This is a genomic window from Erythrobacter sp. QSSC1-22B, from assembly GCF_001678665.1.
Classification (GTDB): Bacteria; Pseudomonadota; Alphaproteobacteria; order Sphingomonadales; family Sphingomonadaceae; genus Qipengyuania.
Genome location: NZ_LZRP01000005.1, coordinates 253,016 through 266,305, shown reverse-complemented (window position 1 = coordinate 266,305; position 13,290 = coordinate 253,016). Strand labels below are relative to the sequence as shown.

The window sequence follows — 13,290 nt, the reverse complement described above, 5'->3', positions numbered from 1 at the left end:
AGCAGAGTTGTTGGTGCCTCGGCGAGCCTTCGCAAGGGCGTCCGCACAGAAACTTCGCTGGCCATCGGTGTCAGTCTGGCCGTGGCGGTTTTTGGCAACCTGCTACCGACAGGATAAAAGCGCAATCGACCCGCGAAAGACAGCGACCGGTTGCAAGCTATAAAGCCTTTTGCGAATTGATGGGCACGGTGCGGCTCAGCAATTTGTGTTATGAGACCGACGTCGGCTATTCGCCCATCGCAGGGGGCGAAAAATGATCAACGATCCAGACACGAAAACCAGAATTGGGCTTTTGACTTTCGGGAGCCTTTTCTCTGCCGCCAGCGTGGGCATTGTCGCGCCGGGCCTTAAGGATGCTTTTCTCGCTGCTTTGAACCGGCAGTTTGGTCTCGACCTCTATCTTGATGCGCCTCTTTGGATCGGTGTGTCCCTGATCTTGATCGGCTTATCTCTGCTCGTTGCAGCCTTTGCAGGACAGAGTCGCCTTGAACGCGTGGCCGTTAGGTTGTTCGATGGCCAAGGGTCGCGTGTTGGAACGTTCGTTGCCATCAAGCACCTCGGCTTCGCACCGATCGTTCGTGATATTCTAAAGAACGAACTGCCGTCTGGTCTGGCGCGCCGCGACCTACGGCCCCTAGTTATCGATCAGAGCCGTGAACTTGGCGCCAATCCTCCTGGGCTTGAGGCTGCTTTGGAGAAGCAGTTGAGGATGCCCGACCAGATATCAACTATCCTCGGCGTCAATCCGGATGCCGACATAGGTTACTGCGGAATCGTTCAAGCGCCGCTCCAGCTGCTCGCGGGTTATCAACTCGCGAGCTGGATCCGAATGCAGAGCTTCGAGTGGCACCGGCACGAACAACGTTGGATCCCGCTAACCGTTGGAACGGGTGCTGACCTTGGGATGGTAACCCGAACCGAGGTGCTTGGGTTGGGAGAAGACGTCGCTGTGGCGGTCGAAGTGAGCTATGCGATCGCTTCCGCGGAGGTTGTGACGAGCGTTCCTGACGTGGGCCGCCTAATCAGGGTTGGAGTTGCCGCTCCCTCGCTCGACTGCATTACGCACGAAGGCCAAGTTGCTGAACTTGCCCGTCAGTTCCGAGCAGCATTGGACAGCACACTGACGCTGCCGACCGGGTCCCGAGTGCACGTTTTCTGCTCGGCACCGATGTCCATTGGCTTTGCACTCGGGCGCACAGTGAGCCGGACGCTCCACCCGCCAGTGCGGGTCTACGCCTACGATCGCAATGCGGCCAAGCCCTATCCTTGGGGGATCGAGGTGAACGGACCGCCAGGCCCTGGACAAGTGGTGAGGAACTAGCATGGCAATTTTTAACATGGCGGCAGACATCCTGTCGTTCCACGATCAGCACGTGAAGCTCGACTCCGCTTCCGAAAAGCGGCTCGCGGAGGTCCGGACGACAAATCTTGATCGGATTCGGAATGGGCTCGGCGATCTAAACAAGCCGATCTTCAAAGCGTGGCGCAATCAGGGTGGCTACGCGATGGGGACGGTAGTCAACGACCCTGCTGGAGAGAGCAACCATGACATCGACGTGGCGCTGATCTTCGAGAAGGATGAACTCCCCAGTGGCGCTCTGTCTGCTCGGCAACGTGTGCGCGATGCGCTGTGCAAGCGCGGCACAAGTTTTCTCCACGATCCCGAGGCTCGGACGAATGCGGTCACCGTTTGGTATGCTGACGGTTACCACCTCGATTTTGCAATTTATCGGCGCTCTTCGAACATCTTGGGCACCGTTACGCACGAGCACGCAAGCACCGACTGGGTCGAACGAGACCCGGCAGAGGTCACGACCTGGTTCATTGACGAAGTGGAAAATAAATCGCCCAAAACCGACGATTGGGGGAACGCGCCAACGGTGAGGGTCAACCAACTGCGGCGGATGGTGCGATTGGTGAAATGGTTTTGCCGCTCGCGCACGTCGTGGAACCTGCCAGGCGGCATGATCACCACAGCGCTCGTAGTCGAATGCTACCGGCCTGATCGCAGCCGCGACGACGTGGCGCTCTACGACACCCTCGTGGCGATCAACGCTCGGCTAAGGACAGATTGCCGAGTCTGGCACCCCAATGGCGGCGGCCGCGAGTTGACTGGCAAGGCCGAATATCTGAATCAGGTTACCTTGCTGAGAGATAAGCTGTCGGCCAATCTGCCCAAGCTCGCCGTTCTGTATGAAGACCGCTGCACACGCGAAAAAGCCCGGTCGGCATGGGATTGGGTCTTCAACCACGCTTTCTGGGCAGCCAAAGAGGTGCTCTGCGAGGCCGCGCTTGCTAAAGCTGACCTCAGTGATGGCAGTTACTGGGTGCGAATAAGTTGTGATTTAGCCAAGTCGGAACGGGGGAAGATCATTTCGCGCTATCGGGGCCAAGTGGTGCCAAAGAACCTCGGTTTGCGCTTTTTCGTCGAAGACACGAACGTGCCGCCGCCGTTTTCAATTCGCTACGATGTAGAAAACGAAGGCGATGATGCCCGCCAGGCTAAGCAGCTGACTTGGTCGGGCGATGCCTCCAGCGAGGACCCACAATGGTGGACGAGCACGGCCTATAAAGGCATTCACACCATGACTTGCAACGTCATCAAGGATGGCCTTCCGGTGGCATCGGCTACCCTGACGGTGAAAATAGTGGGGGGTATATTCCGGGGTCGCCGCTGAGGGACTTGGAATGTGTGTCCCGCTCTGCAGTCGGTAAGATCGAAGCAGAAGCGAACGCGACCGGAACAGTCGAGTTTCTGACATGTCATGCTTGCGAACGAACTCAACCAACCGCATCAATAAGGAATCGCGACAACGTCTGCAGTGCATCTCCGTCGGCCCTGTAGGTGACCGTTCGCCCTGCCTTTGTTGACGATACTAGCCCCGCATTGCGCAAGATCGACAAATGCACCGAAGTGTTTGTCGGCATCGTGCCCGTTTGCTCAGCGACTTCGGTAGATGTGATGCCTTTCTTCGCGCGGGCTATGGCAAGATATATGTCGAGCCTGGTTGGCTGGGCCAAGGCACTGAGCTTCGCAATCGCATCCATTTTTTCCATTCTCCAGCAGATAGCGCTGGCCCTCCCAACCGGCAAGTTAATTCAATGCTTCAATATCTATTGAATTAATATGTGTTCGTGCTATGTGCCATTCCACAGGGCATCGGAAGGTCCGATGCGTTACGTGAGGAGCGGTGCCATGAGCCATACCGCGGATTACGAATTCGACCCCTCGTTTGAAGTAGCTCCAGCCGATTGGATTCTCGACCCGCTCGAGAACCACAGCGGAGGGATGATGGCGGTGCAGCGTGTCGCTTTGGTGCGCATCGCTTGTGTCGCGGCTGAGACGGGGGCTCGCATGCAGCGCGACGGTCTGGCGGTCGATCCAGTGGACTGGATGGTTTCGCCGCTTGAGCTCTTTAATGGTCGCCCTCCGATTGAGGCCTGCATGGATCGTGATGCCTGTTCGAAGGCGATCTTGCTGCATGGTCTAGGTCTTGGCCTCGACGCTGATCCCTCGGCGATGGATCAGATTTTGACAGAGGCACCCCGTCCCGCAAGATGGGAAGAAGGTCATGATTGATCCGGGTCGTCCCAGCATCCGCGAACTGCGTCGGGTCGAACTCGTTGTAGGCGAGACCGGCCTCGGAGACCCTGACGATCCTTTACGCGTCGCTGCGGTCGTCGATGTTGAAACGACGGGGCTGTGTCCAGTCGAAGACCGGGTCATCGAACTAGCGGTGCGCCGCTTTCGGTATGACCACCGGGGTTACATCGTCGAAATCGGTAAGTCGTGGTGCTGGCGAGAGGATCCTGGGGTCACTCTACCCGAAGACATCGTGCGCATTACAGGCATCACTGACCAGGATCTCGTCGGGCGCCGCATCGACGACCGCGTCGCAACCGACATTATCTCCTCAGCGGATATCGTCATTGCGCACAACGCGGCCTTCGACCGCCCGATGGTGGAGCGCCGCTTGTCCTGTTTGCCCACAATGGAGTGGGCGTGTTCGTGCGTTGAGATCGACTGGGCGGCAGCCGGGTTCGAGGGCCGTTCGCTCGGGTGGCTCTGTGCGCAGGCAGGATGGTTTTACGATGCTCACAGGGCGGAAGGTGATGTTGACGCTCTGATCCAGCTCCTGCGGCACGAGGGAACTGATGGTCGCCCTCTGCTCTCGGAGCTTGACGGCCGGGCATCATCGGACAGCTGGCTGATCGAAGCGGTTGGATCCGCCTTCTCGACCAAGGATGCACTGCGCATGCGCGGGTATCGATGGGACGCGAAGGCCCAGCACTGGTCGCGCGAGGTCTCCGATACCGAGTTGCTTTCAGAGCAGGCCTGGCTGGCGAGCGAAGTCTACGCGCATGGCAAGGGCGCGCGATGCATGGGTCCTCGCATGACCCGCCGCGACGCCTTTAGCCGCTATCGGTGACGTCACATCATCGATCAAGCGCCCCCAGAAATATTAAGCAGTGAAGGAGAGCCACATGGCGAGGAAACCCACTCGAGGCAAAGCGAGTAACCGGCAGGTGACGAAGTCACCCTTGCCCGATGGGCTGATAAATGAGGCTCCGATTGCGTATCCAGTCGCTGATACCAGCATCACCGCACTGCAGGTGTATCATAATCCGGACCGCAAGCCGTCCGACGACGGGCCTTGGGATCAGGAGGCGGATAAAGTCGCTTGGCTCGATGAAGAGACTGGGCTCGGCTGCATCATGTTGCGTCAGCCGAACGGCACGATCTCGGGCTATGTGGGCATTGGCCCAGAGCACCCACTGTTCGGATTTGAAGCCGATGCGGTGCCCGTTGACGTTTCGAATGTCGTGCACGGAGGGGTCACCTACGGAAAAGCATGCGAGGTCAACCGGTTCGCAAGGGAAGCCTACGGTAAGCCGCGGCAAGAGCGTTACACCGTGTGCCACGTCACGAGGGTCAGGCTCGTGCAGGAATACCGAACCGTCCAGACCACCAAGGATGAGTTCGACCATGAAGACCTCTGGTGGCTCGGCTTCGATACCGATCACCCTGGCGATCTCATCCCGGCGGGGCACCGGAATGTTCGGCGCAGGGGTGACGTCTACCGTGACCAGTCATATGTCTACGGACAGTGCGTTGAACTGGCGCGCAGACTTAAGTCCCTTGCGAACGCGGCCGAACAACACAGCGATGGAGGCAAGCAGCCTCAGCTCCCGCCGCCCCATGACAACGTCGGTGGCGCTGCATGACTGGGCCGTTTTCACCATTCAGTCGCCACACCGACGAACGCTACGGCGAGAACCGACATCCTGATCTGCCATGGGGTTATTGGATGATCAGCGACTCCGATGTTCCGGGACAGCCTCCTCTCATCGACGAGGACGGTCGCGAATGGGCCTCAGTTCGCGAGGCGTTCTGGGTCGGCCGTCTCTGCCTGCCATCTATCCACTCTCGCTGGGCTAACGAGATCATGGAATTCATGGGGAGCTACCTTGCGATCATCGATGGTCGTTTTGTTGCAGCGGAAGAACGCGTTGCAGACATTTTTCTAGGTGATCGACACCTCGAGCAGTTTTTCCGGGCATATTTGTTCGCCGCGGGCCTGCTGCAGGAATCCGACGGTAGGCCCACAGCGGAAGGTCGCGCCGTCCTCCTGATGCTCGTCGCAACCCGGGTCCGGGAGGATATCGACGACAACGTCGGTCTCGACTGGATCACCGCCACACGCACGGCGGCCAGTGGTCCCCGGCGCAGGGCAGCAGCAGATCAAGTGGAAAGGCGAGAACGGGCTGCCGCCCTCATGGCTCACCGTTTCGCCACCGACATGATTGGCGGAGAGCCCGTGGTAAAGCTGATTGGTCTCCGGATCACGGCAGAGATTCCCGTGCGGAGCACTCTGTGGTCGATGAGTTGGCCCACTCGCGATCGGTTTGCACGCGACCAATTCTACCCGTGGCTCCTCGAGCGCATCGATCGCTGGGATGACTGGAGCGAGATGGTAACCCAAGATGGCGCGCGTGCCCTGACTGAGCACTTCATGAAGCTCGCCTTTTGCGATCGGTTCGCCGGTGCCCAAGTGGACACTGAAGATGGGTGCTGACGATCGGCGCGGGCGTCCGTCTCGTCCCAATAAATCCTTCAGGCGCGAGGGCGCTCATGAACGGGCGATGCGTCGAGGCCGAAAATACCCTGGAGAGCTGGTGGCCGTGGTCTTCATCGACGGCGTCTCAACCCAAGGCGGGCGGGATCGGCCTGTCACCTGCTACGGTGCTTTTCACGTTCAGATGGTCGACGGTGATCCGGTGTTCACCAAACACCATATTTGCACCACATCCGCGATGGACCGCATCAACGTGATTTCTCGTCTAGGCGATCTGTGTGATGGTAGGCATGTAGTCCTCGGATCCCCTGAAGCATACGAGACCTTTTGGGATCGCCGACACGTTCTCCAAGCCGGCCTTAGCTTGATTGACGCGTTCTCGGGTCTCGATAGCGTTCAACCTTCGGATCTCAGTCTCGTCGGAACGCCGGAGAGCGCCATAATCGAACTCGCCTCTACTTTCGGTCTTCGTGATAGTTACCATACCGACCTCATGGGCCAAGCACGATGTGCAGATGTCCGTGCGCAGCTGATATGGTTGGCTTATGTGATAAGCAAGGCATGGCCGACCGAGGCAACGCGGCTTTTTGCTGCCTTCCGGGCATGGGAGATATTGGAAAGAGCGCGGCCGATTTGGTTCTAATGAATTTAATTGGCACGCTTTAGTGAAGCCTCGCATTGACGGTGGATACAGGCGAAGCTTTTCTCGCGAAACAAGTCCGAATTTTGTCCTCAACCGCATAACTCATCCTATGCGGACAATGGAAACGCCTTACTCTGCGAATATGACCAAGACAGCGGGCATACCCATCGTCCCGAAGGCCTGCAGAACACCGCCTCGTCGATCACCAAAGACCAACGCCGTAGAAGTCGAGGATGTAATCAAGGATCGCGTCGCGTTCGTCCTCGGTCAGCTGTTTCGAATCGCGCACATGGTGCGCCAGGTCTTTCATCAAACGCCGAGCGACGGTGCCGCAAGGGTTTTTCCGAGGAACCGTATTATCGGGGAACTTTCGCTCAATTATCGTTGTGCAAGAGATCTCGCTTCGCCCGGTTTCGGTCGGCTCCAGAAAGTCAAATTCGCTGTTGGGAATGACCATTACGCCACGGTGGTCTTCTCTACGCACGCGATGGGTGCTCACGAAAAGGAACACGGCTTCGCAACCTATGCACAAATGATACTTCCACTTGATCTCGCCCTTCGGAGCAGTTGGACTCTTGAAACCCCATACTTCACTGGGATTGGGCCTCATCATCGAGAAGGAGCGATATAGGCGTGGCGGGACGCATAGAGCAGGTCGTCGATCATCTCGTCGTCTCGCGTATCGGGGATGAGTCGCGGATCTAATCTCGAACCGGCCCCCTTGCCATCGTTCCAAGCAGCAGCGTAGGCTTGGTCCCGATGGGTGAAGAGGCGGAGTTGGTCGGCGTCGAGCGCGGTTACCATTGCCATGGCGCTCTCCAGCGCTTCGACATCAGTTTCGGAGAGGCGCCGCATGTTGGGTGAGCGCGACGCATGCGGGAAAGACTCCCCGTTTGCGTTTTCGAGGGTCCAGGGCGCGCTTGCACTACCAATTGAAGTCCAGTTGTAATTTGCATCCAGCATTTCCATCGCAGCAACGCCTTCGGGGCCATTTTCCGTGGCAACGTAGTTGTCGAAGAACACTGGACGCCCGTAGGCATCCAGATGCGCCTTGTCCGCAAGGAACATGACCGTCGACAGCTTTTCCGTTGTCATTACCCCACCACTCTGCGGCGCTCGCTCCAATAGCCAGAGGGCGCCTTCCACGACCTTGTCGCGCTTCGGAACGTAGCTGAGAAGCTCGTTGAATTTTGTCGATTGAGCCATTCTGGCTATTTTCTCCAAACACTTTGATATCGCAAGGAGAATACTGGCGATGGCCATCCTTATGCGTTGCCAGCCGGAGTTGGCATGTGAGGTGAGCGTCGATCGACGGGGCTGCTCCTCTGACTGCGCGGGCAGCCTTAGCAATGGCTGCGGGTTATCCTCTTGCATATTCGTTTTCCTCTGATTTTCCATTCAATCACACCTTTCGAAACTCCTTCAAACACACACAGGACCAGCCCGCCCGCGACATGCGTGCAAACACCAAGCTCCTCATTTGCTTATGGTAAGAGGCAGCGGCCCGAGCCTTCACTCAAATCGCCGTTGCCAACGTCGTTAACCCATCCGGCTTATGCAGGGCGAAGGATGGGTGGTGGCCGCGTCGATTTTGGCGCTGGCCGAAAATGGCAAGGAGCTGCGCCAATCGTCATGGAGGAGGGCTTTATACTCGAGCCGAGCAACCCCGACGATCACTGGATGGATCGAGAGTCGGGACCGATCCCCGCATCACTCGAAGCCTACGTTGCGACACGAGTCGAAGATGCGGCGAGGACCGTTGCGAAGCTGGTTCAGCGATGCGCCCGAACCGGTTTATGGACGGTAATAACCCCACAGCTCGAGGCTTCGTTCGACATGGTGCCTTGTCGCATTGGCGCGAGCCTGATGCTACGGCGCTCCAAAGGATTTGTGTCCGCTGCCATCGTTGCTCCGAATTGGAGCGTGACGCTGCTCGGCGATGAGGCGTGTGTAGATGTCGCATCAACGAGTGCAATCGCTTTAGCCCTAATCGGGACGCCCGTCAGGGCCCGAATCGAGATCCCATTCCTATCACCGACGTTGAAAGTCTGCAGAACCACGCAGATTGGGACCTACTACCGCTTTCACTGCCATTGATCCAATCCGGACCTTGGAATACGTGCCGGCCTGGCTGTGCGCATGCTTATCGGTTTAACCAAATTAGAAATACGAAAACCCCTCAATCTGCAAAGATGAGGGGTTTTTAGTGAAAACTAATAAGGATGTGGAGGCCCGAGCCGGAATCGAACCGGCGTGCGAGGATTTGCAGTCCTCTACGTAACCACTCCGCCATCGGGCCTTGAGGTTCCAGCCGCCAGACGACGGATGGGAAGCGGCGCATTAGCGAAACCGAGCGCGCATGGCAATGCGCTTCCATCCTCCCGTCACTGGCCTCCCATCCCTGGTGCCTTTCCGTTACGTCAGTCTGGACCTCGCCGCGAAGGCGGCTATGTCGTTGCCGCATGGCTATCCAGGAACTGCTCGATCCGATCACCGCTGCCGGGGGCGAGGTGCGCTTCGGACGTTTCGACGAATGGCAGCAGGGCCGCACGCTTTACGGCGGCGCTTCGGCGCTGATCGCCTATACCGCGGCCACGCGGGCCTTCCCCGACCTGCCGCCGCTGCGGGCGGCGCAGGTCGCTTTCGTCGCGCCGGTCGACGAGACCGCCGAATTGCGCCGCGAGATCGTCCGCCAGGGTCGCAATGTCGCGCAGGTCCGCAGCGAGATCTGGTGCGGCGGCAGATGCACCCTCACCGCCTTCTTCCTGTTCGGCTCCGAACGCGAACCCAATGCCAGTCACGCTGCGGCCGAGCTTGCCGACTGGCCCGGCCCGCCCGATCAGGCTGAAACGGTGATGGGCAACCAGGGCCCGGCCTTCCTGCAGAACAATTTCGAACTGCGCCGCGCGCAGGACCAGCGCGGTCCCGGCGATCCGATGGTGCGGCGCTGGGCGCGGCTCAAGCCGCCGACCGGGCTCGACCCGGTGAGCGAACTGATTCTGCTGGGCGACGTGCTTCCGCCGGGCGCGATGCGGGTCATGGCCCGGCCCGGCCCGCTCAGTTCGATCAACTGGTCGTTCAACCTGCTCGACACCGCGCCGCAGACCAGTGACGGCTGGTGGCTGTCGGAAAACGCCAGCCAGCACGCCTCGTCCGGCTATTCGAGCGAGCGGCTGCGGCTGTGGAATGCAGCCGGGCAACAGGTCATGGACGGGTTGCAGTCGGTGGCGATCTTCGGCTGAACGCGATCGCCGTCCAAAGGATGATGCCAGGGGGCCTGTAAGCCGGGTTCTGTCCTGCAACCGGTATCCCGAAGGACCTGCGCCGCAGGGGCAGCCATTCATCTGGGCCATGGATTGCTCCATGGCTCGAGCAGCCAACCCGGGCGGTCGGTGCGAAACACACCTGCTCCGTAGAGCGCGCCGCCCCTATTCGGCTTTGCTCCGGGTGGGGTTTGCCGTGCGGAGGCTGTCGCCAGCCCCCCGGTGCGCTCTTACCGCACCCTTTCACCCTTGCCTGTGCCTTTTAATGGGCCATCGGCGGTATGCTCTCTGTGGCACTTTCCCTGAGATCGCTCTCGGCGGGCGTTACCCGCCACCCTTTCTTCGTGGAGCCCGGACTTTCCTCGGCGGAAATCGCTTCCCGACGCGGCTGCCCAGCCCCCTGGCAGGCGTCTATCTAGTGCGCCCCCGGTCCCTGTCCAGCAGCAAGTAGAACAGGATCGCGCGCAGTTCGCCGTCGATCTCGCCATCGATCCGTTCGGGCCGCCAGCGGCGCTGGAAGGCCTCGACCGCCTTGTGGCCATCGGTGATGTCGTAGCCGAAGCGTTCGAGCGCGAGGTAGAAGGATGCATCGTTGTCGAACGGATCGCCGCGTTCGAGCTTTTCCGGGCGTGGCAGGCACAACCCGTATTCGGCGAGGCGATCCCACGGGAACAGCTCGCCCGGATCGATCTTGCGCGCCGGCGCGACATCGGAATGGCCGACCACATTGGCGCGCGGAATATCATATCGCTTCACCATCCGCGCGACCAGCGGCACCAAAGCCTCGAACTGCGCATCGGGAAAGGGGCGGTAGCCGTATTTGTGGCCCGGGTGATCGAGCTCGATGCCGATGCTGGCGGAGTTCACATCCTTGATCCCGCGCCAGTAGGAAACGCCCGCGTGCCAGGCGCGCTTTTCCTCGGGCACCAGCCGGACGACCTCGCCCTGAGCGCCGATCAGGTAATTGGCGGAAACCTTGGCTTCGGGATCGCACAATCGCTCGATCGCGAACCCCTTGTCCTCCATCTCGGTGTAGTGGATCACCACCATGGTGATCGGCAGCGCGCGCTCGTCGTGATTGGGCGAAAGCACCTCGCGATCGACCAACTCATCCTTGCTAACGGGGAGTTCCGCCCCAGCCGATCCGAATTCCGATCCCAATTCGCTCACCCGATCATGCCCTCCGGTTCGGGCAGGACCGCGCCGAGAACCAGCGCATCCTCGCTGCGCGCGAACTGCAGTCCGCCGCCGCACTGCTTCGCGAGCAGGTAGATCATGTGCGCCGGAGCGGTGCGGCTCGAGAGTTCGTCGGGAGCGAGCCTGCCTTCGAGCGCGAGCGCCAGCACCTCGTCGAACGCGATCCGTGGCCCGCTGGCGCGCAGCACGATTTCGGTGGCGCCGTCGCGCAGCTCGGCGCCGATGTCGAGCGTCCCGCCGCGTACCAGCGAATCGACCGCCATCTGCGCGAAATTGAGCATCACCTTGACGGCCGGCTTGGGCAGGTTGGACTGCGAGAGCGACCAGTTCACCTCGATCCGGCCCTTGTCCGCCACCAGCGCGTCGATCAGCTTGCGGGTTTCCTCGACCGGGACCCGGTCGCCGAAACCGCCCGCGGCGCCGAAGGCCAGGCGGAAGAACTTGAGCTTGTTGGTGCTGACCAGCGCGCTCTGCTCGAGCAGTTCCATGCAGTTCTGGCGCATCGCCGGGTCGGTTTCGGTGGCGAGCAGCTCGAGCCCGTTGCTTAACGCTCCGACCGGCGAGAGCAGGTCGTGGCACAGGCGGGAACACAGCAGCGCGGCAAGGTCGACGGAGGAGTTTTCGGACATGGTTTCCAAAGTTCTAAAGCCAGGCCCGTGCATTAGCGAGAGACAAGGCGATAGGGAAGCGCGCTGAACCCGGCAGCTCCGGCCCGCCAGAAGGTTACCGTATCGCCCCCGACGATCGCCCAGATCATCCCGTCGCCGGCAGACATCGCCGCGTCCGTTGCGGATGGCCGCGCGTTTCCATCGGGGTGCGAATGATAATAGCCGACTAGTTCCGGCCCGCCCGTCCGTGTGGCCCGGTGCGCGTCGATCAGCGCCTGCGGATCGATCTCGAAATGGGCTTCGGGATTCGGGTGGACGTTCGCCGCAGCGGCGATGGCGTCGATCCGCCCTTCCCTCGCGCGCCCGAACAGCAGGCCGCAGCATTCGCGCGGATGCGCCGCGGCAGCCTTTGCCACCAGCGCATCGCACAGCTCGCTTGTCACTTGCAGGGTCATCACCCATGGCTCTGTAATCATGACTGCCAAGGAAATCATCACCGGGACGATCGAACAGGCCGACCGGCTCGACAAGGCGCTGGCCGGCGCGGCCGGGCTGTCGCGCGAACGGGTCAAGCGGCTGATCGCCGATGGCGCGGTCAGCGTGGCGGGCGAAGCCGCGCTCGACCCCTCGCGCAAGATCGCCGCGGGCGCGCATTTCGCCATCGCGCTGCCCCCGGCCAAGCCGCTCGATGTCGAGCCACAGGATATCCCGCTGCGAGTCGCCTTCGAGGACAAGCATCTGATCGTGGTCGACAAGCCCGCCGGGATGGTCGTCCACCCCGCCGCGGGCAATCGCGACGGGACGCTGGTGAACGCGCTGCTGTTTCATTGCGCGGGGAGGTTGTCGGGAATCAACGGCGTTGCGCGGCCCGGCATCGTCCACCGGATCGACAAGGACACCTCGGGGCTGATCGTGGTCGCCAAGACCGACGCCTCGCATGAGAGCCTGGCCGCGCAATTTTCCGAACATTCGGTCCATCGCCGCTATCTGGCGGTCTGTAGCGGCCATCCCAACCCGCCATCGGGCCGAATCGAGGCGCGTCTCGGCCGTTCGGATCGGGATCGCAAGAAAATGGCGGTGCTCCAGGAGGATGCGGAACGGGGCAAGCCCGCCATCACGCATTACCGTTCGATCCGCCGGCTCGACCATGCGACGCTGATCGAATGCCGGCTCGAGACCGGACGCACGCACCAGGTCCGGGTTCACCTGATGTCAATCGGTCATCCGCTATTGGGGGACCCGGCATACGGACGCACGCCAAAGGCGTTGCGGGACTTGCTTAGCGAGATCGGTTTCGCCCGCCAGGCGCTTCATGCGGCGGAACTCGGCTTCATCCATCCCGCGACCGGCGAGCAGGTGCAGTTCACCGCCGAACTGCCGGACGACATGCGGGAACTGATCGACGAAACCGCTCGTTGAAATCGATGAAACGCGCTTTCAGGCGCGCGTCCTTAGTCTATAAGTGAACCAGTGGCCCGAACGGCCAGATGCCCAGCAGGGGT

At 60.6% G+C, this 13,290-nt stretch carries 16 protein-coding genes, 1 tRNA gene and 1 other RNA gene; 10 read left to right on the top strand and 8 right to left on the bottom strand.

Annotated features, from left to right (window positions below; genetic code table 11):
• Window positions 1–253 precede the first annotated feature (253 nt).
• On the top strand, window positions 254–1,321 hold the full coding sequence (locus A9995_RS10355; protein ID WP_067612482.1) for an SAVED domain-containing protein: 1,068 nt from the start codon (window positions 254–256) through the stop codon (window positions 1,319–1,321).
• A 1-nt stretch (window position 1,322) separates the two neighbouring features.
• Window positions 1,323–2,678, top strand: coding sequence for a cyclic GMP-AMP synthase DncV-like nucleotidyltransferase (locus tag A9995_RS10350; RefSeq protein ID WP_199797248.1), 1,356 nt, complete (start codon window positions 1,323–1,325; stop codon window positions 2,676–2,678).
• Between the two features lie 103 nt (window positions 2,679–2,781).
• Here the strand turns inward: A9995_RS10350 and A9995_RS17650 are convergent, their stop codons facing one another.
• Window positions 2,782–2,985: an ArsR/SmtB family transcription factor gene (locus tag A9995_RS17650; RefSeq protein ID WP_369815836.1), complete on the bottom strand. Its 204-nt coding sequence runs from the start codon at window positions 2,983–2,985 to the stop codon at window positions 2,782–2,784.
• On the opposite strand from A9995_RS17650, the gene A9995_RS17380 reads away from it, so the two are divergent.
• The 6 genes from A9995_RS17380 (at window position 2,888) to A9995_RS16690 (ending at window position 6,720) form a co-directional block, all read left to right on the top strand.
• Entirely contained in the window at window positions 2,888–3,121 is a 234-nt protein-coding gene (locus tag A9995_RS17380) for a hypothetical protein (protein ID WP_233998165.1), read from the top strand. The genes A9995_RS17650 and A9995_RS17380 overlap by 98 nt on opposite strands.
• A gap of 75 nt (window positions 3,122–3,196) precedes the next feature.
• On the top strand, window positions 3,197–3,580 hold the full coding sequence (locus A9995_RS10340) for a hypothetical protein (RefSeq protein ID WP_145916897.1): 384 nt from the start codon (window positions 3,197–3,199) through the stop codon (window positions 3,578–3,580).
• Window positions 3,573–4,430: a 3'-5' exonuclease gene (locus tag A9995_RS10335; RefSeq protein WP_067612474.1), complete on the top strand. Its 858-nt coding sequence runs from the start codon at window positions 3,573–3,575 to the stop codon at window positions 4,428–4,430. The genes A9995_RS10340 and A9995_RS10335 overlap by 8 nt, the downstream gene beginning before the upstream one ends.
• Window positions 4,431–4,485: 55 nt before the next feature.
• Window positions 4,486–5,226 (top strand): hypothetical protein, encoded by a 741-nt coding sequence (locus A9995_RS10330; protein WP_145916896.1) that lies wholly within the window; start codon window positions 4,486–4,488, stop codon window positions 5,224–5,226.
• Window positions 5,227–5,309: 83 nt separating this feature from the next.
• The gene (locus A9995_RS10325) at window positions 5,310–6,077 is read left to right on the top strand and encodes a hypothetical protein (RefSeq protein WP_067612469.1); all 768 of its coding nucleotides are present in this window, start codon (window positions 5,310–5,312) and stop codon (window positions 6,075–6,077) included.
• A 106-nt stretch (window positions 6,078–6,183) separates the two neighbouring features.
• Window positions 6,184–6,720: a hypothetical protein gene (locus tag A9995_RS16690; RefSeq protein ID WP_168157384.1), complete on the top strand. Its 537-nt coding sequence runs from the start codon at window positions 6,184–6,186 to the stop codon at window positions 6,718–6,720.
• A gap of 202 nt (window positions 6,721–6,922) precedes the next feature.
• On the opposite strand, the gene A9995_RS16685 is transcribed toward A9995_RS16690, so the two are convergent.
• The 3 genes from A9995_RS16685 to A9995_RS10305 all read right to left on the bottom strand — a co-directional run bounded on the left by A9995_RS16685 (window position 6,923) and on the right by A9995_RS10305 (window position 9,019).
• On the bottom strand, window positions 6,923–7,177 hold the full coding sequence (locus A9995_RS16685; RefSeq protein ID WP_168157383.1) for a hypothetical protein: 255 nt from the start codon (window positions 7,175–7,177) through the stop codon (window positions 6,923–6,925).
• Between the two features lie 152 nt (window positions 7,178–7,329).
• The gene (locus A9995_RS10315; protein ID WP_082992632.1) at window positions 7,330–8,118 is read right to left on the bottom strand and encodes a type II toxin-antitoxin system antitoxin SocA domain-containing protein; all 789 of its coding nucleotides are present in this window, start codon (window positions 8,116–8,118) and stop codon (window positions 7,330–7,332) included.
• An 827-nt stretch (window positions 8,119–8,945) separates the two neighbouring features.
• Window positions 8,946–9,019, bottom strand: a tRNA-Cys gene (locus tag A9995_RS10305).
• A 163-nt stretch (window positions 9,020–9,182) separates the two neighbouring features.
• Here A9995_RS10305 and A9995_RS10300 point away from each other — a divergent pair.
• The gene (locus A9995_RS10300) at window positions 9,183–9,962 is read left to right on the top strand and encodes an acyl-CoA thioesterase II (protein WP_067612458.1); all 780 of its coding nucleotides are present in this window, start codon (window positions 9,183–9,185) and stop codon (window positions 9,960–9,962) included.
• A 22-nt stretch (window positions 9,963–9,984) separates the two neighbouring features.
• On the opposite strand, the gene rnpB is transcribed toward A9995_RS10300, so the two are convergent.
• The 4 genes from rnpB to A9995_RS10280 form a co-directional block, all read right to left on the bottom strand.
• Window positions 9,985–10,387, bottom strand: an RNA gene (gene rnpB, locus A9995_RS10295) — RNase P RNA component class A.
• Between the two features lie 7 nt (window positions 10,388–10,394).
• Complete coding sequence (locus tag A9995_RS10290; protein ID WP_233998175.1) at window positions 10,395–11,033, bottom strand: N-acetylmuramoyl-L-alanine amidase; 639 nt, start codon at window positions 11,031–11,033, stop codon at window positions 10,395–10,397.
• Between the two features lie 116 nt (window positions 11,034–11,149).
• On the bottom strand, window positions 11,150–11,809 hold the full coding sequence (locus A9995_RS10285; RefSeq protein WP_067612457.1) for a histidine phosphotransferase family protein: 660 nt from the start codon (window positions 11,807–11,809) through the stop codon (window positions 11,150–11,152).
• Window positions 11,810–11,841: 32 nt separating this feature from the next.
• The gene (locus A9995_RS10280) at window positions 11,842–12,243 is read right to left on the bottom strand and encodes a Mov34/MPN/PAD-1 family protein (RefSeq protein WP_067612455.1); all 402 of its coding nucleotides are present in this window, start codon (window positions 12,241–12,243) and stop codon (window positions 11,842–11,844) included.
• A 19-nt stretch (window positions 12,244–12,262) separates the two neighbouring features.
• Here A9995_RS10280 and A9995_RS10275 point away from each other — a divergent pair, with 19 nt between their 5' ends.
• Window positions 12,263–13,207 carry an RluA family pseudouridine synthase gene (locus A9995_RS10275; RefSeq protein WP_067612453.1) on the top strand — a complete coding sequence of 315 codons (945 nt, stop codon included), beginning with the start codon at window positions 12,263–12,265 and terminating at the stop codon, window positions 13,205–13,207.
• Window positions 13,208–13,290: the final 83 nt, after the last annotated feature.

What these genes read in the sequence shown, in the direction of transcription:
- A9995_RS10340 (WP_145916897.1), top strand. Translation starts at nt 3,197, where the DNA reads ATGAGCCATACCGCGGATTACGAATTCGACCCCTCGTTTGAAGTAGCT.
- A9995_RS10335 (WP_067612474.1), top strand. Translation starts at nt 3,573, where the DNA reads ATGATTGATCCGGGTCGTCCCAGCATCCGCGAACTGCGTCGGGTCGAA.
- A9995_RS10330 (WP_145916896.1), top strand. Translation starts at nt 4,486, where the DNA reads ATGGCGAGGAAACCCACTCGAGGCAAAGCGAGTAACCGGCAGGTGACG.
- A9995_RS10300 (WP_067612458.1), top strand. Translation starts at nt 9,183, where the DNA reads ATGGCTATCCAGGAACTGCTCGATCCGATCACCGCTGCCGGGGGCGAG.
- A9995_RS10285 (WP_067612457.1), bottom strand. Translation starts at nt 11,809, where the DNA reads ATGTCCGAAAACTCCTCCGTCGACCTTGCCGCGCTGCTGTGTTCCCGC.
- A9995_RS16685 (WP_168157383.1), bottom strand. Translation starts at nt 7,177, where the DNA reads ATGGTCATTCCCAACAGCGAATTTGACTTTCTGGAGCCGACCGAAACC.
- A9995_RS10275 (WP_067612453.1), top strand. Translation starts at nt 12,263, where the DNA reads ATGACTGCCAAGGAAATCATCACCGGGACGATCGAACAGGCCGACCGG.
- A9995_RS10350 (WP_199797248.1), top strand. Translation starts at nt 1,323, where the DNA reads ATGGCAATTTTTAACATGGCGGCAGACATCCTGTCGTTCCACGATCAG.
- A9995_RS10315 (WP_082992632.1), bottom strand. Translation starts at nt 8,118, where the DNA reads ATGGAAAATCAGAGGAAAACGAATATGCAAGAGGATAACCCGCAGCCA.
- A9995_RS10355 (WP_067612482.1), top strand. Translation starts at nt 254, where the DNA reads ATGATCAACGATCCAGACACGAAAACCAGAATTGGGCTTTTGACTTTC.
- A9995_RS10325 (WP_067612469.1), top strand. Translation starts at nt 5,310, where the DNA reads ATGATCAGCGACTCCGATGTTCCGGGACAGCCTCCTCTCATCGACGAG.
- A9995_RS10280 (WP_067612455.1), bottom strand. Translation starts at nt 12,243, where the DNA reads ATGACCCTGCAAGTGACAAGCGAGCTGTGCGATGCGCTGGTGGCAAAG.
- A9995_RS10290 (WP_233998175.1), bottom strand. Translation starts at nt 11,033, where the DNA reads ATGGTGGTGATCCACTACACCGAGATGGAGGACAAGGGGTTCGCGATC.